Origin of the sequence: Cognatundibacterium rugosum, assembly GCF_014284365.1 — a bacterium.
GTDB classification, from domain to species: domain Bacteria; phylum Pseudomonadota; class Gammaproteobacteria; order Burkholderiales; family Burkholderiaceae_D; genus Undibacterium; species Undibacterium rugosum.
The window spans coordinates 153395-171877 of the sequence record NZ_JACOGG010000004.1 but is presented as its reverse complement, the minus strand read 5'-3'; the positions used below and the strand labels follow the sequence as shown (position 1 = coordinate 171877).

Annotated in this window: 19 protein-coding genes; 13 read left to right on the top strand and 6 right to left on the bottom strand. The window is 50.5% G+C overall.

All coding sequences use genetic code 11. The annotated features are described in order from the left end of the window. Positions 1-116: 116 nt before the first annotated feature. The 5 genes from H8K47_RS05455 (at position 117) to H8K47_RS05435 (ending at position 5227) form a co-directional block, all read left to right on the top strand. The gene (locus tag H8K47_RS05455) at positions 117-689 is read left to right on the top strand and encodes a ubiquinone biosynthesis accessory factor UbiJ (protein WP_186880414.1); all 573 of its coding nucleotides are present in this window, start codon (positions 117-119) and stop codon (positions 687-689) included. Next, the gene (gene ubiB, locus H8K47_RS05450) at positions 686-2251 is read left to right on the top strand and encodes a ubiquinone biosynthesis regulatory protein kinase UbiB (RefSeq protein WP_186880413.1); all 1566 of its coding nucleotides are present in this window, start codon (positions 686-688) and stop codon (positions 2249-2251) included. Before H8K47_RS05455 ends, ubiB begins: the two co-directional genes overlap by 4 nt. Before the next feature lie 24 nt (positions 2252-2275). Continuing rightward, positions 2276-2881 carry a class I SAM-dependent methyltransferase gene (locus H8K47_RS05445; RefSeq protein WP_186880412.1) on the top strand — a complete coding sequence of 202 codons (606 nt, stop codon included), beginning with the start codon at positions 2276-2278 and terminating at the stop codon, positions 2879-2881. A 116-nt stretch (positions 2882-2997) separates the two neighbouring features. Beyond that, complete coding sequence (gene pssA, locus H8K47_RS05440) at positions 2998-4356, top strand: CDP-diacylglycerol--serine O-phosphatidyltransferase (protein ID WP_186880411.1); 1359 nt, start codon at positions 2998-3000, stop codon at positions 4354-4356. Positions 4357-4396: 40 nt separating this feature from the next. After that, the gene (locus tag H8K47_RS05435) at positions 4397-5227 is read left to right on the top strand and encodes a methionyl-tRNA formyltransferase (protein WP_186880410.1); all 831 of its coding nucleotides are present in this window, start codon (positions 4397-4399) and stop codon (positions 5225-5227) included. 64 nt (positions 5228-5291) lie between these two features. Here H8K47_RS05435 and H8K47_RS05430 read toward each other — a convergent pair whose 3' ends face one another. Then, positions 5292-6428, bottom strand: a complete 1137-nt coding sequence (locus H8K47_RS05430) for a GNAT family N-acetyltransferase (protein ID WP_186880409.1) — start codon at positions 6426-6428, stop codon at positions 5292-5294. A 502-nt stretch (positions 6429-6930) separates the two neighbouring features. On the opposite strand from H8K47_RS05430, the gene H8K47_RS05425 reads away from it, so the two are divergent. The 3 genes from H8K47_RS05425 to H8K47_RS05415 all read left to right on the top strand — a co-directional run bounded on the left by H8K47_RS05425 (position 6931) and on the right by H8K47_RS05415 (position 9207). Then, complete coding sequence (locus tag H8K47_RS05425; RefSeq protein WP_186880408.1) at positions 6931-7071, top strand: DUF3149 domain-containing protein; 141 nt, start codon at positions 6931-6933, stop codon at positions 7069-7071. A gap of 109 nt (positions 7072-7180) precedes the next feature. Then, positions 7181-7804 carry an NHL repeat-containing protein gene (locus H8K47_RS05420; RefSeq protein WP_186880407.1) on the top strand — a complete coding sequence of 208 codons (624 nt, stop codon included), beginning with the start codon at positions 7181-7183 and terminating at the stop codon, positions 7802-7804. Positions 7805-7995: 191 nt separating this feature from the next. Further along, positions 7996-9207, top strand: coding sequence for a hypothetical protein (locus H8K47_RS05415; RefSeq protein WP_186880406.1), 1212 nt, complete (start codon positions 7996-7998; stop codon positions 9205-9207). Positions 9208-9248: 41 nt separating this feature from the next. On the opposite strand, the gene H8K47_RS05410 is transcribed toward H8K47_RS05415, so the two are convergent. Then, positions 9249-9551: a single-stranded DNA-binding protein gene (locus tag H8K47_RS05410; RefSeq protein ID WP_186880405.1), complete on the bottom strand. Its 303-nt coding sequence runs from the start codon at positions 9549-9551 to the stop codon at positions 9249-9251. Between the two features lie 68 nt (positions 9552-9619). Further along, positions 9620-10519 carry a type 2 periplasmic-binding domain-containing protein gene (locus tag H8K47_RS05405; protein WP_186880404.1) on the bottom strand — a complete coding sequence of 300 codons (900 nt, stop codon included), beginning with the start codon at positions 10517-10519 and terminating at the stop codon, positions 9620-9622. Positions 10520-10959: 440 nt separating this feature from the next. On the opposite strand from H8K47_RS05405, the gene H8K47_RS05400 reads away from it, so the two are divergent. The 3 genes from H8K47_RS05400 to H8K47_RS05390 all read left to right on the top strand — a co-directional run bounded on the left by H8K47_RS05400 (position 10960) and on the right by H8K47_RS05390 (position 13749). Next, entirely contained in the window at positions 10960-11208 is a 249-nt protein-coding gene (locus H8K47_RS05400; protein WP_186880470.1) for a hypothetical protein, read from the top strand. A gap of 306 nt (positions 11209-11514) precedes the next feature. Further along, positions 11515-13122, top strand: a complete 1608-nt coding sequence (locus tag H8K47_RS18595; RefSeq protein ID WP_186880403.1) for a methyl-accepting chemotaxis protein — start codon at positions 11515-11517, stop codon at positions 13120-13122. A gap of 93 nt (positions 13123-13215) precedes the next feature. After that, entirely contained in the window at positions 13216-13749 is a 534-nt protein-coding gene (locus H8K47_RS05390; protein WP_186880402.1) for a hypothetical protein, read from the top strand. 10 nt (positions 13750-13759) lie between these two features. On the opposite strand, the gene H8K47_RS05385 is transcribed toward H8K47_RS05390, so the two are convergent. Continuing rightward, positions 13760-14509, bottom strand: a complete 750-nt coding sequence (locus tag H8K47_RS05385) for a substrate-binding periplasmic protein (protein ID WP_186880401.1) — start codon at positions 14507-14509, stop codon at positions 13760-13762. Positions 14510-14616: 107 nt separating this feature from the next. Further along, positions 14617-14934 (bottom strand): DUF2322 family protein, encoded by a 318-nt coding sequence (locus tag H8K47_RS05380; protein ID WP_186880400.1) that lies wholly within the window; start codon positions 14932-14934, stop codon positions 14617-14619. A 190-nt stretch (positions 14935-15124) separates the two neighbouring features. Between H8K47_RS05380 and H8K47_RS05375 the strand changes: the two genes are divergently transcribed. Beyond that, positions 15125-16009 (top strand): C13 family peptidase, encoded by an 885-nt coding sequence (locus H8K47_RS05375; protein ID WP_186880399.1) that lies wholly within the window; start codon positions 15125-15127, stop codon positions 16007-16009. 43 nt (positions 16010-16052) lie between these two features. Here H8K47_RS05375 and H8K47_RS05370 read toward each other — a convergent pair whose 3' ends face one another. Then, positions 16053-16910, bottom strand: coding sequence for a rhodanese-like domain-containing protein (locus tag H8K47_RS05370; RefSeq protein WP_186880398.1), 858 nt, complete (start codon positions 16908-16910; stop codon positions 16053-16055). Between the two features lie 361 nt (positions 16911-17271). Here H8K47_RS05370 and H8K47_RS05365 point away from each other — a divergent pair, with 361 nt between their 5' ends. Continuing rightward, positions 17272-18462: a glycerophosphodiester phosphodiesterase gene (locus H8K47_RS05365; protein ID WP_186880397.1), complete on the top strand. Its 1191-nt coding sequence runs from the start codon at positions 17272-17274 to the stop codon at positions 18460-18462. Positions 18463-18483: the final 21 nt, after the last annotated feature.

Sequence of the window (18483 nt, the reverse complement as noted above, 5' to 3'; positions counted from 1 at the left end):
CTGCACGGAAACTGTTAAACTGGAGACCGCCCGTCATTTTTCGGGCGGTTTTTTTATTGATACCTGGCAGGGCATATCCGGACGTGTTGGATACTAAGCCTGCCACCGGGACTGTTATGATCTCTGTTGCTCCCTTTATTAATCACTTGTTAGCACGCGAAGACTGGGCTTTACAGCAGTTATTGCCGCATGCCGGTAAGGTCGCCTGTATTGATACCCAAATGCTGCAAATCCGCCTGAGGATAGCGGTCGATGGCTATCTGGAAGCGGTAGCACCGGATGCGCTGGCCGATGTCACGATACGGATACAGGCCAGCGATGTGCCACTGATACTGCAAAACCGCGAACGTGCTTTCTCTTATGTGAAAATTGAAGGGGATGCTGATCTGGCGAATACGCTATCCAGGCTCAGTGAACACTTACGCTGGGATGCAGAGGCTGATCTGAGCCGTGTGATCGGCGATATCCCTGCTGTCCATCTGGTCGCGGGCAGTAAAGCCTTGATCGCAAACGTGCAGCAGGCACATCAGCGGCTGCAACACAATCTGGCGGAATATCTCACTGAAGAAAAACCGGTACTGGTGCGTCCGCAGCTGACCCGCCAGCTAAATCAGCAAGTTCAACAAACCCGCGATGATGTCGAGCGTCTCATGAAGCGCATCGAAAGACTGGAAAGGTTGCGTTCATGATTTTGAAGTTTATCCGTCTGTTGAAAATTATCCGTGTCACGCTACGCTATGGCATCGATGAGATCGCGCTCAGCGGCTTGCAGGTGCCTGGCTTGCTGAAGCTGCTGAAGACTGCTTTGTTCTGGCGAGACTTATCTGCACCGCGCGGTGAGCGTCTGCGCAAAGCCTTGGAAGACCTGGGCCCAATTTTTGTCAAGTTTGGTCAGGTCTTATCCACCCGTCGGGATCTGATGCCACCGGATATCGCTGAAGAGCTTGCAAAGTTGCAGGATCGCGTGCCTTCCTTCGATCCTGATCTGGCGATCGCGCAAATACAGAAATCGCTGGGCGCCCATCCAGATACCTTGTTCGGCAGTTTTGAACGCATACCGGTCGCGTCTGCTTCTATCGCTCAGGTGCATTTCGCTACGCTCAAAGATGGACGTGAGGTTGCGGTCAAAGTGCTGCGTCCGGGAATGAAAGACACGATCGATAAAGATGTGGCCTTGATGCAGGTTGCCGCCAGCTGGCTGGAAGCCTTGTGGGCCGATGGCAAACGCCTCAAGCCCAAAGAGGTGGTCGCAGAGTTTGATAAATATCTGCACGACGAACTGGATTTGATGCGTGAGGCGGCAAACGGCAGCCAGTTGCGCCGTAATTTCATGGATTCCGATCTGCTGCTGGTGCCGGAAATGCATTGGGATTATTGTTCTTCATCAGTGATTGTGATGGAGCGCATGAAGGGCATACCGATTTCCCAGATTGAGCGTCTGCGCGAAGCCGGTGTCGATCTCAGTAAATTGTCCAGAGATGGCGTGACCATCTTTTTCACCCAGATTTTCCGTGATGGTTTTTTTCATGCGGATATGCATCCCGGGAATATCCTGGTATCGACCGATCCGGCGACTTTTGGACGTTATATCGCACTGGATTTCGGCATCGTTGGTACGCTCAATGATTTCGATAAAGATTATCTGTCACAGAATTTTCTGGCTTTTTTCCAGCGCGATTACAAGCGCGTGGCGCAAGCCCATATCGAATCTGGCTGGGCGCCGAAAGAGACCCGTGTTGATGAGCTGGAAGCTGCGGTGCGCGCCTGTTGCGAACCTATCTTTGACCGTCCGCTGAAGGATATTTCATTTGGTCAGGTGCTGCTGCGCCTGTTCCAGACTTCGCGCCGTTTCAACGTAGAAGTACAGCCGCAACTGGTACTGCTGCAAAAGACGCTGCTGAACATTGAAGGCTTAGGACGTCAGCTCGATCCGGATCTGGATTTATGGAAAACTGCCAAGCCGTATCTGGAACGCTGGATGAGCGAGCAGGTGGGTTGGCGTGGGCTGCTCGATAAACTCAAAGACGAGGCGCCACGCTACAGCCATATCTTCCCGCAATTGCCACGTCTGGCACATCAGGCCCTGAGCCGCATGGCAGAGGGCAATCAGGACCACCAGATGCTGGCTGCTTTACTGGCAGAGCAAAGGGCAACCAATACCCTGCTGCGTACCATCATCTACTTTGCCGGTGGCTTGCTCGCGGGTGTGATTGCCGCGCAATTGCTATACCACTGGTACTTTTTGACCTGAAGCCTGGTCAGGGATGCTGCGACTATGTCAAACTTTCAGCAACGTGATGCGCGCCAGCCAGCCTTCTGGGATGAGCGCTTTGAGCAGCAGTTTACGCCCTGGGACAAAGGGGCGGTTCCTCAGCAATTTCGGCAATTCATCGCGCACAGTGAGGCGGGCAGCGTGCTGATCCCCGGCTGTGGCAATGCGTATGAAGCGGGCTTTTTGGCGCAGCAAGGCTGGCAGGTCGAGGCAATTGATTTTTCTGCGGCGGCGGTACACAGTGCGCAACACGTGCTGGGCCCGTGGGCAAAGCTGGTGACGCAGGCAGATTTTTTTGAATTTACGCCTGCTCAGCCGCTGGCATTGATCTACGAGCGCGCATTTTTCTGCGCACTGCCGCCTGAATTCCGTCCACGCATAGTACAGCGCTGGGCAGCATTGTTGCCGGTCGGCGCTACGCTGGCGGGCTATTTTTACCTCGATGAGAATCCACTGCACTCTCCCAAAGGTCCGCCATTTTTGACACATACCGACAGCCTGATGCAAATGATGTCCCTCTATTTTCAGTTGGAGCAGGAACAGCCTTCGCTGGATGCACTGGAGGTATTTGCTGGCAAAGAGCGCTGGCAAGTCTGGCGCAGGAAATAAGTCGGGAATAAGCTGGAAATAAGTCAGTTTTTGTTGATGCTTGGCGGGCAGAGCTTGCTAGGAAGCCAGCGCTGGTAGTGCTACTATCTTCCTGTTTTTGTCAGCCATACTTCCCGATGCGATTTCTACGACCACGTTCAAACTTAGATCAGTTGCCAGCAATAGCACTGGATGCGGGAAAAGTCCGGACTTTGCTGAGTGCTGCCGCCTATAAGCAGGAGTTGCTACAGCAGATTGCGCATGCGAAGAACCGGATTTATCTGTGCAGCCTCTACCTGCAAAATGATGAGGCCGGCGCAGAAATACTGGCGGCGCTGCATGCCGCCAAAGCAGCACGTCCGGCGCTGGATATCGCCGTCCTGGTGGACTGGCACCGGGCGCAGCGCGGTCTGATTGGTGAAAAAAAACAAGCCGGTGTCAGTGCTGGCAACGCTGCCTGGTATCAGCGCGTCAGCAGTAACAGTGCGACCCAGGTACCTGTATACGGCATACCGGTGCAGACCAGCGAATTGTTTGGCGTACTGCACCTCAAAGGCTTTGTGATTGATGATCTGGTCATCTACAGCGGTGCCAGCCTGAACAATGTGTATCTGCATCAGTTTGATAAATACCGGCATGACCGCTATTTGCTGATACAGAATGCCGTGCTTGCGAATTCCATGGTGGATTTTATCCGCCAACATTTGCTCTCTGCGTCGGCAGTACACAGACTGGATAAGCCAGGCTATCCGGCGACTAAACAGCTACGCCCGGAAATCCGCAGCTTCCGCGCCAGTCTCAAAAAGGCACGCTATCATTTTCCGTCCGGATTAGAGCGACATGCGCAGCAATTGTCAGTGACACCCTTAGTCGGTGTAGGGAAAAACAATCCCTTAAACCGCGTCATCTGCCAGTTAATCGCGAATAGTCAGCAACGCATTTGTATCTGTACTCCGTACTTCAATTTCCCACTTGCGATTACCCGTGAAATTAACCGTGCCTTAAAACGTGGTGTCAAGGTGGATGTGATCGTTGGCGATAAAACTGCCAATGATTTTTACATCCCGCCGCAAGAACCGTTCAAAGTGATTTCTGCGTTACCGTATCTGTACGAAGCCAATTTGCGGCGCTTTGCTAAATCGCATCAGAAAGATATCTATACCGGACGACTGCGGCTGCATCTGTGGCGGGAAGGGGGGAATAGCTATCATCTCAAGGGCATGTGGATAGACGAGGATTATGCACTGATGACCGGCAATAATTTGAATCCGCGCGCCTTCCGGCTGGATCTGGAAAATGCCTTGCTGATCCACGATCCTCAACATGAATTGCAACCACAACTGCAACAGGAACTGGCCAGCATACTGCAGCACACGAGCCAGATCCACGATTATCAGCAATTGGAAAAAATCCGTGATTATCCGGCGAATGTGAGTAAATTACTCGGCCGTCTGAGTACAGTAAGGCTGGATAGACTGGCTTACCGGGTGTTATAGGCTTGCGCATAGCAGGATGTGCGCTGATCGGGAGTAAGCGATGCGTTTTGCATTTGTAGGCTGTGACAGAAATATCGGTGTGCTGGAAAGCCTGCAGGCCGCTGGCTGGACTTTGTTGAAGGTATTCAGCCAGTTAGCGACGGAGGTTTCTGGCAGCAATCAGCAATTGAGTGCGCTGGCCGCCTTGCAGGGTATCCCGCTGCAATTGAGTCGCATACAGCCTGCTGATTTGCAGAGCCTGGCTGAAGCAGCTTGTGAGGTATTAATCGTTGCCAGTTACAACTATAAAATTCCCGACTGGCGCACTTATCTGCCATATGCGCTGAATTTTCATCCTTCGCCGCTGCCAGTTGGACGCGGACCTTATCCGCTGATTCAGGCCATCCTGCGTGGACATAGTGCGTGGGCGGTGAGTTGCCATCGCATCGACGCGAGCTATGACACCGGCGCGGTGCTGGACGCTGAGAAATTTGCCCTCGATGAGTATGACACCCATGAGACCCTGCATCTGAAAATACAGATTGCCAGCCAGGTGCTGGCGAAAAGGATAGCAGCTGGCTTCAGGCAGTTATGGCGTGAGGCGCATATTCAGGATGAGGGTGAATACTGGCCCATGTTCAGTGCGGAAGAGCAGACGCTGGATTGTAGCGGCAGTGTCGCGTTGATACGGCGCCAGTTACGCGCGTTTGGCAGGCTCGGTTGCTATACCCGCTTTCAGGGACAGAAAATTCAGGTACAACAAGCCAGTGCCTGGCCCGGCGACCACAATCTGCCCGCTGGCAGCCTGGTGCACAATGCCGGGAATACGCTGGTGCTGGCTTGTGCGGATGGCTATCTGGCGTTACAGGACTGGTGCTATCTGCCGGACTAGGGCCTGTTTGCATTTAAACGAGCACATGGAATTTAAAATGCAAACAGCCCCTAACGCCTTATGATCAGGTATGTAGTACCAGTTTGTTTTGCCGTGCCTTGCGCCATTGTTTCAGCCTGAAGATATGTTCTGCTAGCAGACGGCGCCAACCGCTGTTCTTCACGCAATGAAATTCCAGATAGTCGACCTGTTCCGGTCCCCAGCGGGTTTTCGACACATCCTCGCCGACCGATAAATTGATGCTGGGGATGCCGCAACGTATTGCCCATTGTATGGTCTCGGCGACCAGGGTGGTCATCACACTGTACTGGCCGTAGTTCAGGTCATAACCGGAATAGTACAGATAGACTTGCTGCTCCATGCGGAAGGCCAGTCTGAGTGCGACTATCTTACCGTTGAGCTTAAGTGTCAGCAGCAGGCAGCGTTCCGAAAACGGACTGTTGAGTAAGGCTTCCAGCAGCGCGCGATGGCGCGGTGCAGCGAAATAGTCGGGATGCTGCACCGTGTCACTGGCGGCTGCGCGCATGCCATGCAATTGGTAAAACAGCGGCAACAGCGGCAGGATTTGCTCGCGCCCTTGCAGCACACAAAATTCCGGTTCCAGCTGATCACGTTTCAGCGAGTTATAGCAGCGCCGCAGCGATTCCTTGATATTACGCTTTAACTGAGATTTAAAACTATCCCAGTCCGTGCCCAGACGCAGTACAAAGTTAGGAATCTCGCGGCTGGTCAGCGCATGCAAGGCATGATGGGTTTGCAGAAAGTGCCGTGCGCTATGTGCATCCTGCACTAATTGAAATTCTGTCAGTCCGAATAGCTCTTCTCTGGAAATCTCTTCCCAGCACTGCAACACCCGTTCGCGGTAAGCTGGCAGGCATAGTGGCAGTCTTAGCTCGGTCAGATTCGGATCTGCGCCAAAGGGACGCACGTAACGGTAAAGATAAAAATAATGGGTGCCGATATGAGTATTAGAAAGCGGCAGTACCGCAACCAGATCCTGGCCGGAAAACAGCGCGCAAATCAGCAATTCATCTTTACGCAGGCCGGTGCGCTGAGAAAAAGTTGTCCACCAGACCCGGTTCCAGTCATAGGTCTGAAATGGAAGCAGATCCGCTACCTGCGCTTCCAGCCTGCGCCATGCACCTGCCAGCGCGTCGAAGTCTGCTTCGGTTCGGATTATCTTTCTCTCTAAATAGCTCATGCGGACGGATTCATTCAGGCAAACAACGGAAGTGGTGTATGTTTATTTGGAAACTTACTTGCTACACTGCGTTACAAGGACTTAGCTTATGCCATGATTTTTTATTTCAGGCAACTAATTTCAAATCAATTCAGTGCTGGATGGACTGAACTGGTCTGTTTGATTTGATATGGACGCTATCGTGCCAGCTAGATCAGTCAGGAAGGTAAGGATGTTTTTTGGAGTGGCTGACGACGGACTGGTATGTATTGTAGGAACAAAGGTGAGTGCTCCGTCGATATGCCGACTAAGCTTGTTGGACCAATGCCGGACACTTGCTAAGCACGGGTTGCAGAATGTGCACTAGTTCATGCTGTGTTGAGCCGTATCAAGTCTGGTCTGGACTGAAACCGCATACTCATAGTTATCCGGCACGCAAGCTTGATCCGCGCCTACGCAAAAAGGTGATTTAACAGGCCCAGATTGCCAGGATTGTTTACTCCACTACTTACCGAGGTGAGCGATGAAACTGATGTTAGATTTGTTTTCTACTGATTATGGTCTGATGAGCCTGGGCGTGATACTTTTTGTACTATTCATGGGAGTATTTTTCTTCAATATGTTTAAGAAACATGTGCAAGAAGAAATGCGTGCCAAAAAGTAAGCAGCGCGACCTTGCAGCTAACAACAAGAGAGGAGGCGCAAACGCCTCCTTTTTTTTCGGATCAGTATACGGTCTCGGGGATTAAGCCTCGTGCGATAGTCCGGTGGTGATGCAGTTAACCTGGATTGCTTCGCGCGTCATGCTATATCGCATACTGTTTGCGCTTCAATACATACTTGGTTTCTGCCTTTCTTTTTCGCCTGATACAAGGCGCGGTCAGGTGACGACCATTGCAGGTGGTAAATATCAGCGTGCTACCATTGGTGGAGTAACGACTTTTATTTATCCGGACGGACCAGCTTTGAGTGCTGGCTTGGGATACGTTTATGGGATGACGATAGACAGTAAAGATAATTTGCTATTTGCAGATTGTTATTCACATCGGATCAGAAAACTCACACCAAACGGTGAAATTATGACTGTCGCTGGCTCGGTCAACAGCGAGCGGGGTAAAACGGATGGTAATGGTATCAATGCGAGGTTCGCTTGCCCCAAAGCGGTAGTTGCGGATGAGTCTGATAATCTCTACGTACTGGATTACAGCAACCGCCTCATTCGTAAAATCACCCCGCAAGGCGACGTGACGACGGTCGTTGGAACTGGCAGCTATTTAAGCTCGGTCGGTAAATTGCCCGCCAATCTGAGTTCGTTATCTGGCTTGGCCTATGATAAAAATAGTCGTTCCTTGCTGGTTACGACTGATGCAGCCTTGTTCCGTGTGGTGTTGCCATAAGTAATAGCCGCTAGTTTGCAATGAAAATACAGCCCCGTTTGTTGATCAGACGGGGCTTTTTCTTATACTGGCCTTGGAATAAAACTTGTTAATTTTTGCAAATTTATACACAATGCTAAACGGAAATTATTTCCTTATTCAGTATTTCTTAGTCAGTGTTTTTTCTCAGCGGTTTTTGCTAAGGGTCACCCATGTCAGAACTTTCTACCATTGCTGAAGCCTATGTCCGGCTAGTCCTTGCCGTCGGTTTGCATGATCCCGGCTACGTCGATGCCTACATCGGGCCGCAGGCCTGGCGCGATGAGGCACAGCACTTGCCGCTGGCGCAGTTGCAGCAGCAGGCCGCTGACTTATTGGGGCGCATCGCTGCGCTGTCTGACAGCGATGTAGAGCAAAAAGCGCGGCAGGCTTTTCTGCGCTTACAGATTGCTTCGGTGAAGACGTATATTGAGCAATTGATGGGGCAGTTGCTGCCCTTTGATCAGGAATCGCTGGCCTTGTATGATGCGGTTTCTCCGCCACTGACGCCAGCCGATCTGGATGCGACACTGGCGGAACTGGATGCGCTGGTACCGGGGCAGGGTGAGCTCAATGCACGTCTGTCTGCCTACAACCGTCAATTCGAAATTCCGCGTGACAAACTCGACGCGGTGTTTACTGCAGCTGTCAATGAAGCACGTGCCAGGACGCTGCGGTATATCGCTTTACCGGACAACGAAAGTTTTGAAATTGCCTACGTCAATAATCAGGTCTGGAGCGCGTATAACTGGTACAAGGGAAATAATCGCAGCCTGATTGAAGTCAATACCGACTTCCCCATGTTTATCAGTCGTGCCATCGACCTGGCCAGTCATGAAGCTTACCCTGGCCACCATGTATTCAATTTGCTGCTGGAGCAAGACATGGTGCAGCAAAAAAACTGGGTGGAATATGCGGTCTATCCTCTGTATTCACCCATGTCTTTTTTGGCAGAAGGCAGTGCCAACTACGGTATAGAAATCGCGTTTCCGCATGCTGAACGTATGCAGTTTGAGAAGTCAGTCTTATTTCCGCTGGCGGGTATCGATCCGGCTAAGGCTGAGCTGTATTACCAGATACAGGCGGTGCTGCAGCAATTATCCTACTCAGGCAATATGGTCGCAAAACGTTACCTGGATGGTGAGATTGATCGTGACGCAGCAATAGCGATGCTGATGAAGTACAGTCTGTCAGATGCAGAGCGCTCTGCGCAGCGCCTGCGTTTCATCGAGCATAACCGTTCCTATGTAATTAACTACAACCTGGGTCAGGATACGGTGCAGGCCTTCGTCGAAAAGAGGGCTGGCAAAACTGATGCAGCGCTGCGTTGGCAAGTGTTTACTGAATTATTGCGCAACCCAGTCAGCGCATCCATGATGCATTGACCTGGTGTGGGCTCGCCTCCACCTGCGCTGTCAGGACGGCGTTATTGTCCGCGTTGCACATTCAGAATGGCGTGGGCGATCAGGTCGATCGCAGGGCGGGTGTTACCTTGCTTGTCGGTCCAGACCTTGGGCGTGAGCGCGCCAGACAGGCATACGCTTTCACCATCACCCAGTGCCATGAGTGCGCTACGCACGCTCTGTTGAAAAGTAATGACATTGCACATGATCGTATCGCCTTCATCCGTGGCGACTTTCAGCTTGCAGGTCACATACACGGAGCCTGATTGTCCAGACCGCGTTTCTGCAACGCCATACATACGCCCTGCGACTATGCCATCTATCATGGAATTCTTCCTGGAAATTTTCAAATAACGCGCATTAGACGATGGATAGCACTAATTTGCAAATCTCTTCATGGATGGTGGTCAGCCTGATTATTTTTTTTGGGCGCTGGCAAGGTCGTTGCAGTTACGCCGGTTTGCCAGTCAGAATAAGAACCATGTATTTTTTTTCGCAGTTTTTTGAGTTGCCCTGAGCTCTCCAGACGATTCAGTGCCGCAGTCAGAATGCGGTCAATTTCATCCCCATGAGGACCTTTGGGAATCACAATCTGGTCATCCCAGCAGGCCAGTAAGGAACGGTGTATCTGTTCCTTACCGGGTAGCCTGCGCAGTATCGCATCACCTTCCTCCTGCGCGGCGATAAACGCATCAGTTTGTCCTTTTATCACGCTGTTCATTCCTTCTTCAAAGTAGGTTGCCTCAGCAATTGGGAAGGGGAAATTGAAGAATTCTTTTGTACCGCGTATGACTTCAATCCGGTAAGGGTAGGCGGTATGGGATGCTGCGCTAAATACTTGCTCTCTGTTTAATTCGGCATTCTTTCGCGAGTACAGTACGTGGCAAACCTGACCCATGGGTTTTTTAACAAAGCGATAGGGTAGCTTTTCCTGATCCACATAAGGACTGACCATCATAGGGGCATGAAAGTCTTGTAAGCCCAGCTCTATATTGCGTATAGAGCGCGCGAAGGGCAAAACCTGAATCTGGATTCTGGCTTCCGGATACACTTTTGCAATCGCCTTAAACAGATCAACGAACGGACCACTGCCATTTTTCTCTGCCAACGACGGAATATAACCTAGCCCGGCTTTCAATTCAGCGGCGGACGCAGCAGTCGACAGCAAGCTTAAGCCGCTGGCGAGGAGTAGTTTCAGAAGTAAGCTCATATTGAAGAAAAAAGATAGATGCTTCGCAGCTATGCTCAGGCTGGCATCCTGATACCGGTTCGCAGTAATGAGTAGGCTCATCATTATAGGTTTTACTTTCCAGGAAATTGCTCAACACGCAGGCAATCGCTGCATAAAACCCTGTCAAATATTGTTAGGAATGTTCATGCGGTTTATGGGGAGTTGTTTTATTGGAATGTCGTTAATATGAATTTATTGAACTGGTTTTTAGCTTCTGCGCATCTTGCTGATCTGTGAAGCTGACTGTCATTCAGGAAAGCATGTCTGAGCCAGGCTCATTGAGCGATCAATCTGTCAGTTGATCGCGATAGCAATAGTTTTATTGCAAGATCATGAGTGTATTGTTTCTGTCTCTATTGACGGGCCAGAGATGGGCAAAGCAGGCACCCTTGAATGGCGCTGCTTATCTATGTACCGTACTAACAGCAGAAAATAGAGGAAAAATCTCACATACGGGTACAATGCGGGTCCCCTCAGCATACAAAGGAGCAACGAAAATGAGCATGAGTTACGAGGAATATCTGGATGAGGTCACCACCCTAATGACAGAAAATTTTGATTTGTCCGACGAGGCTGCGATCAAATACGTGATGCGCGCCCAGGCAAATGACTTTTTCACTTTGCATGATGACATCCCTGCGATGCGCACGCTTGAGCGCGCGGTACAGGACGCCCAGACCATCTATGACCAGCGCCATGCATCACGTCCTCATGTGCCAGCAAAACGTAGTAGTAAGGTTCGGGCTAAATAGTCATAGACTGCACCAAAATATTGCATGTGGGTAAATCGCCACCCATGACACTTTTGTAAATGTTAAATAACATTTCTTTCTGTTAATTTGATCTAAGTAAATGTTTGTCAGCAGAAATTTCTGCTACATTGAATTCCACGTCCTTCATTGCCAATGAGTGCGTCGCCAGTCCCGGGCTTACGTTGATGCAGCCGCCCGGATCCTGCTGCAGACTGTCTCAGATATTCAGTCGTGAGTCTGACTGGAGCAGATGGTCTTTACGTTTCGTAAGCGGGTACCATTTTTATCATTGCTATACGGAGAAGAATGATGTGGAATATATCCATACGTGCCAGATTGAATTTTGCGATGCTGAGTCTGGCTGCACTGCTAATTCTGATCGCTGTCTGTGGCTTCTTGGGGTTGCGGCAGTCGAATCAGTCTATACAAACGATTTATGACGACAGGCTGGTGGCAATGGGACAGCTTGATTCAGTAATACGTGCCATTTCGCGCAATCAGATTGAAGTTGCGTCTGCAATCATAGCTGACCCGGACGCAATCCAATCCCATCTCGACGCCGTCAAAAAAAATAAAGAAATCGCCGACAAGGAGTGGGGCGATTACATGGCGACCTATCTGACTCCGGAAGAAAAAATACTGGCTGATCAGTTTATGCAAAGCCGTAAGCAGTTTCTGGAGCGCGGCTTACTCCCTGCCTTAGCCGCCCTGCAGCAAAAAGACCAAAAAACCGCAAGCGACCTGTTCAAGGGACCCATGCGCACTGAATTTGAAGCTGTCAAAAAATACATGGATGGCTTACTTGAATTGCAACTCAATGTTGGTAAGCAGGAATTTCAGCTGAGTCAGACCAGTTTTATCCGTTTTAGCTGGATCGCGCTTATTGTCGTGCTGGTGGGGCTGAGTCTCGCGCTGGGTATGCGCTATTGGCTGATTAACTCGATTTCTGCACCCTTGAACCGGGCCGTCAATTTTGCCGATGCGATTGCACATGGTGACTTAACCCGCCAGATCCGTATCGATGCACACGATGAAATCGGTGAGCTGTTACAGGCTTTGCAAACGATGAGTGGCAATCTGCAGCAAATCGTGCATCAGGTCAGGATGGGAACAGAAACCATGACGACCGCTTCCACAGAAATTGCCAATGGCAATATGGATTTGTCTGCGCGTACGGAAGCACAAGCCGGCTCGCTGGAGGAAACATCGTCATCAATGGAAGAGCTGACCTCCACCACGCGTCAAAATGGTGACAATGCGCGTCAGGCAAATACACTGGCAGTCTCTGCTTCAGAGATCGCTGTCAGAGGTGGGGAAGTCGTCTCGCGCGTGGTCGATACTATGGGTTCGATCAACAGTTCTTCACAAAAAATTGTCGACATCATTAGTGTGATTGATGGCATCGCATTTCAAACCAATATTCTGGCACTGAATGCAGCAGTTGAAGCTGCACGTGCCGGTGAACAGGGCCGGGGCTTTGCTGTGGTCGCGTCGGAGGTGCGTAATCTGGCTCAGCGTTCTGCAGCTGCTGCCAAAGAAATCAAAGTATTGATTACAGATTCTGTCGAAAATGTAGAGCAGGGTAACCGTCTGGTCAGCGAGGCGGGAAGTACCATGCAAGAGGTAGTCAACAGCGTCAAACGCGTGACAGATATCATGAGTGAAATCACAGCTGCCAGCCGTGAGCAGGAAATCGGCATAGAGCAAATTAATCAGGCGATCATCACCATGGATAGTGTCACGCAGCAAAATGCGGCGCTGGTAGAGCAGGCTGCAGCTGCTGCCAGTTCATTACAGGATCAGGCTGAAGAACTGGTGAAAGTGGTGAGCGTGTTCAAGTTACAGACCCAGTTTCCCGCAGCTGCCCAGGGACGGACGCAGGCAAGTTCGAAAGTGGCTTTATTGCGAAGCTGATGTCGTGATCAGCCAGCACCAGGTGCTGGCGCAGCTGGCGCGAAAATGGTATGTTGCGTTTTTTAATTTTCGCGCCGTTTGCGTGTTGAGATCATGTTTGCTTCCCGTTGTTTTGCGACGCTGCTGGTGCTGCTGACCGTGTTGGCATCCACTGCCTGTGAGCGCAAACCAGCTGCGACCAGCGCATCAAAGTCAGATGCCGCAGCCTCGGCGTTACCTGGCCGTTTTCAACTGGCAGAGTTGTATGGACAGAATTATTCGCAACAGCAGCCTGTGTTGTCTCAGACTATCCTGATCCGCGATACTCAGCCCGCGCTGATGCAGGCGCTGGCAGCGGTGATCTTTCGGCATACCGCAATCAGTCCGTTTGATGTCACACAGTTCCGGCAAGTGAAATTGCAGATAGACGTAACACAAAACGATATACAAAAAGAGAGCTGGAAAGAGGCGGCAAATACGCAGCATACCTATGAAATACAAGTGACGCTGGGCCCGCAGATCAGGCCGGAGCAATTTCTTGCTTTGCTCAATGAATTAGATGCGTTGCGCTCGGCGATGAAGCCGGATGGTGACTTCCAATACAGTTTGCGCTTCCCGCCACGCCAGGCTTTGGGCGCGTCGCATTGAGATGAAGCTATCAATTCTGGCGCACAGCCATATGCTTGTGGACGATGCGATTTAACTGCCCGGATTGCTGCATCTCCTCCAGACGTTTATCGATCTGGTGAATGAGTTTAAGGCCGTCAGGATGGATTTTGCTGACTGCATAGTGCAAAGCAATGCGGCTGGTTTCAGGCAAAGGCAGAATGCGATAACGCCCACTGTCAAACGGCAGAATTTCTAATTGCGCAAAGCCGGCGAAAATTTCCTGCATATCGATCAGAATATCGCAGCGGCCGATATCGAGTTTTTTCAACAGACTCGCATAATTCGAAGCACCGCTGTCTATGCTGGAAGCTGGTAGTTTGCTGTATGAGGTAAAGCTGCCACGCAAGGCGCAGACTTTGAACTTGGTCAGATCACTGAGCCGGGTCACTGGCACTGATGGAAAACGCTGACTTGCATACAAATATGAGGGTGTCAGTAAGGAATAGGGGCGTGAAAACAGATAAATCCTCTCGCGCTCAGGACTCTTCAAGGTCGACATGGCGATATCGATCTTTGCGGCCTGCATATCCGTCAGGCAGCGTAGCCAGGGCAGCAGTTTGATGACGGGATTGGGGAAAATCTGACGTAATAAGTCTGCAGAGATACCCTGTACTTCATTGCCTCCGGCCGCCTGATACGAAAATGGCGGCCACTGACTGTCGCCGCCACAGGCACGGGTTTGAGCATGCGCAGTTGCTGACACCAGTAATGCGCATGCCACATAGGAAGACAACTTCATAAGCCCCTTTCCGATATTTAACCTGACTCTAGGGGAAGCTGAGCGACTAAGCAAGTCAGACTATGTTAAATAGCCAATGAAGCGACTGTATGTGGCGCAAATCCAGCTTACTTACGTATCAGCTCTGCGGTATAAAAACTTCCTGGAGCGGCCTGTAGCAATTGCAGTAGTCGGTCTATGTTGGGATGTTTGCCCGGATGCAGGCGGGCATCGTCAGTATGCTCTGCATACCATGCCAGCCCTTGCTGTGCTGCAGCCTGATCGATCTGCGATGCGGCATTGATCAGCGCATGATAAACGCGCACACTGCCCGCCGAGCCAGGTTGGTTTTCTATACGTGCCAGCACATTGCCGTCTTGATAGAGCACGATAGTAGCCAGGTGCTCAATGCTGGGTAAGGTGGATAAAATTTCTGAGAATTGCATGGCGGATTCCAGGTATGTTGATGAGAGAAGCTGCACATTGTACGTGCAGGCTCCGGGATTTGCAGCCTGGATGCTTCCTTGCTGTACATGCCGTATGTCTCGCAAATGACAGAAAAAAAGCGTTCGCATACAGTTTTTTGAAAATGCAATAATGTTATTATTTGGCCTATTCACTGCTTCCTGACTCTTTATGCCTGCGTTTACTTTTTCCCGCTTTGTGCGAATTGCCATCCTGAGTGCCATCTTGAGTCTGGGCACCCTGCATGCCAGTGCCGACAATGCCAGCCTTGTGAATCCGGTCAACAATGAGCTGCTGCAATTCAGCAGGAAAATACTGGAGGCACAAAGAAACGAAATTCAGATCTTGAGCAAGGCGGTATCTGGCAAACGGGTATGGTATGCAGGCTTTGCCATGGATAGCAGATCCAGCGCATTTCGCGGAGATATAGAGTTAGTCAAACGGGATTTACAACAAATCAGACCGGATTTACTGAGTTTCCGGCTGTCGAACGGTGTACCCGGAGCGACAATGTCGGTGCCGCTGGCAGTGCTGCCACATATGGAGCGTGTATCCTCTGATCTGGCCACGCTGAGTAAGCCGGAAGATGTGATCATCCTCGTATTGAGCAGTCATGGTTTGCCCAACTTATTGAGCGTCAATATCGCCAATCAGGATTATGGGCCAGTGTTAGTCCATTATTTAAAGACGAACTTTGACCGTTTTGATAAAACCCCGACGCTGATTATTTTGTCTTCCTGTTTTTCAGGTTCCATGATTCCGCAATTGAAGAGTCCTAACCGCATCATACTCACGGCCTCGGCCGCAGACAAAGTATCCTGGGGTTGCCAGCCGCTCGCAGAAAATACGTTTTTCATCGATGCTTTATTCAATACCGCATTTGATCCTGCATTGTCGCTGACGCAGATATTTGAAAAAACCAAGCAAGCTGTCATTCAAAAAGAAGAAAGTCAACAATTACAGCCGTCTAATCCACAAATGTATGTTGGTGAAAACATGAAACGCATTGCAGATTTGCCTTTGCAGCTGTGGCTGAAAAATTCAACCTTACCCTGACCCGGTCTAAGGCCAGACCCGGCAGAACCGCACTCACGGCTACTCAGGGTTGCAGGACGATCAGATTCGCTTCCGGCATGACGGTCGGCAGCTCATAGTGCTTCCAGGTCGCCAGCCCGCCGCGATACCAGTACAGGTTGCTATAGCCGATATTACGCAGATGAATCAGCGCATTCACACTGAGCCAGCATTCGGCGGATGCACAGTAGACCGCGATCGCCTGAGTTTTATCCGGTACATACAGCGCGATCACTTTCTCCATATAAGATTCAAAGTTTTTATTTTTCTCAGGCCCATTGAAGGCAAGCTCAGCTCCATGTAGTGAATACGCATGCGGCAAAGTGCCTATCTGATTGTTGAGCCCCAGTGCATCAAACAAGACCAGCGAGCGGCTTTTCATTTTTTCTATCAGATCTCGCGTGGAAATGGTGTGCACACCTTTGATCGATGTCGGCGTGGCGTAATGCATAGGCTCACCAGGTTGACGCGGATTGACCGCCTGCGCCAGGAACCATTGTGGTTCTGTATATTCAGGTTTGCCGCTTGCTATCTGCAGCTTAGTCAGTGCCAGATCAGAATTCTGCCTGAACCCGGTGATCTGTTTGAGCGTACTTTCCTGGTTGACCGCGATCAGCGTGCAGGGAGTGCTGGCTTTCTTCTCACAGTCACTCAGTGCTGAGACGATGGCCTGACTCTGATCTGTCTTACCGGAAGCGGCAGCCCAGCTACCGTCTGCGGCAGCGGCAAACGCCTTGTTGCCGCCCAAATTTTGGTATCCGGCAAACGCTTTTTGTATCCTTTCAGACGGTGGTAAATGGGAAAAATCCTGGGTCGTGACACAGGCGGTCAACAAGCTCGCCGTCAGGATCGCAGGCAGGCGGTGGTAAGCGTTTGTCGACATTGAGATCAGCGGCATAGCATTCAGAAAAGTGAGGGTTGAATCGGGTGCAGCGCTCAGTAAAGCAAGATCCAGTACGATCAATTCAGGTACATATTTTTTAACGTGACAATGTTGTATCGTGCTACATAGTATTGTCGGTTAAATCATTTTTTTTCACAAGCAGTAAGCGACAATCTGATCATTGATGCCTGTCCCGGGCGCGCGCGTAAGCAGTGATTGCGTCGCTGTAATCTGTTCTGTTATTGATCAAACATACTCTGTTATTTGTGGAAACTCAGTTTTTAATTGTTGATTGATAAAGTCATGCGCAGGTCATATCTGTTCTATATCTTGCTGGGTTTTAACTCATCTGGAACAGACTATGCGTTTTACAGCTAAACGAAAAATTCTGGCTATCACGGCCTTGTCACTGAGCGCCTGTGGTGGCAATTCTGCGCCTCCGCCATTGTTGACGCTGGATGGCGAAAAACCAATGGTGATCGCGCATCGCGGTGCATCCGGCTATCTGCCGGAAGAAACCTATGAAGCCTACGTGAAAGCGATAGAGCTGGGTGCCGATGCGATAGAGCCGGACCTGATTTCGACGAAAGATGGGGTACTCATTGCGCGCCATGATCCGAATCTGGCTTATAGCACGGACGTAGATAAACATCCGGAATTTGCGTCACGTAAAAAGACGGTGAGTGTCGATGGCGAGGTGCAGACGGGCTGGTTCGCCAGCGATTTTACTTTCGCAGAAATAAAAACGCTGGGTGGTATTTCCACTGATGCGGAACGTCCTCAGCAATACAATGGCTTGTATAAAATCGTGAGTTTTCAAGAGATCATTGATCTGGTAAAAGCCAAGTCGAAAGAGACTGGCCGTAGCATCCAGGTTTATCCGGAAACCAAGAACCCGAGCTACCATCGTGCATTAGGATTGCCGTTGGAAGATAAGCTGATAGACCTGATTAATAAAGCAGGATGGAATAGTAAAACAGCGCCAATACTGGTGCAGTCATTTGAGCCAGGCAGCTTGAAGGAAATGCGTAAAAAAGGCTTGAATGTACGCCTGATACAGTTGATTGATGCCGATGATGTGGATCTCAAAACCGGCGCCCTGACGTATGCCGCACCCTATGATAAACCCTATGACTGGGCGCTGGCCGGAGATAAGCGCATGTTCTCCGATATGGTCACACCAGCCGGTCTGGCTGAGATCAAAACCTATGCCGATGGTATCGGTCCCTGGAAGCGTTATATTGTGAGCGTTAAAGGCACAGTCGGCGCCGATGGCAAACTGCAGGACATCAATGGCGACGGCAAAATCAATGATGCTGACACGACCACACTGGCACCAGGCAGTTTGATCGCTGATGCCCATAAAGCTGGCTTGCTGGTACATCCTTATACCTTCCGTAATGAACAGCGCCGTTTAGCTGCGAATTACAAAGGTGATCCTAAGGCCGAGTATCTGCAATTCCTGCGTCTGGGCGTAGATGGCATGTTCTCTGATTTTGCGGACACCGCACTCAGCAGCCGCGCTGACTATCTGAAAGAAATGGGACGCTGATCCCGATGACTACGCTGGCCA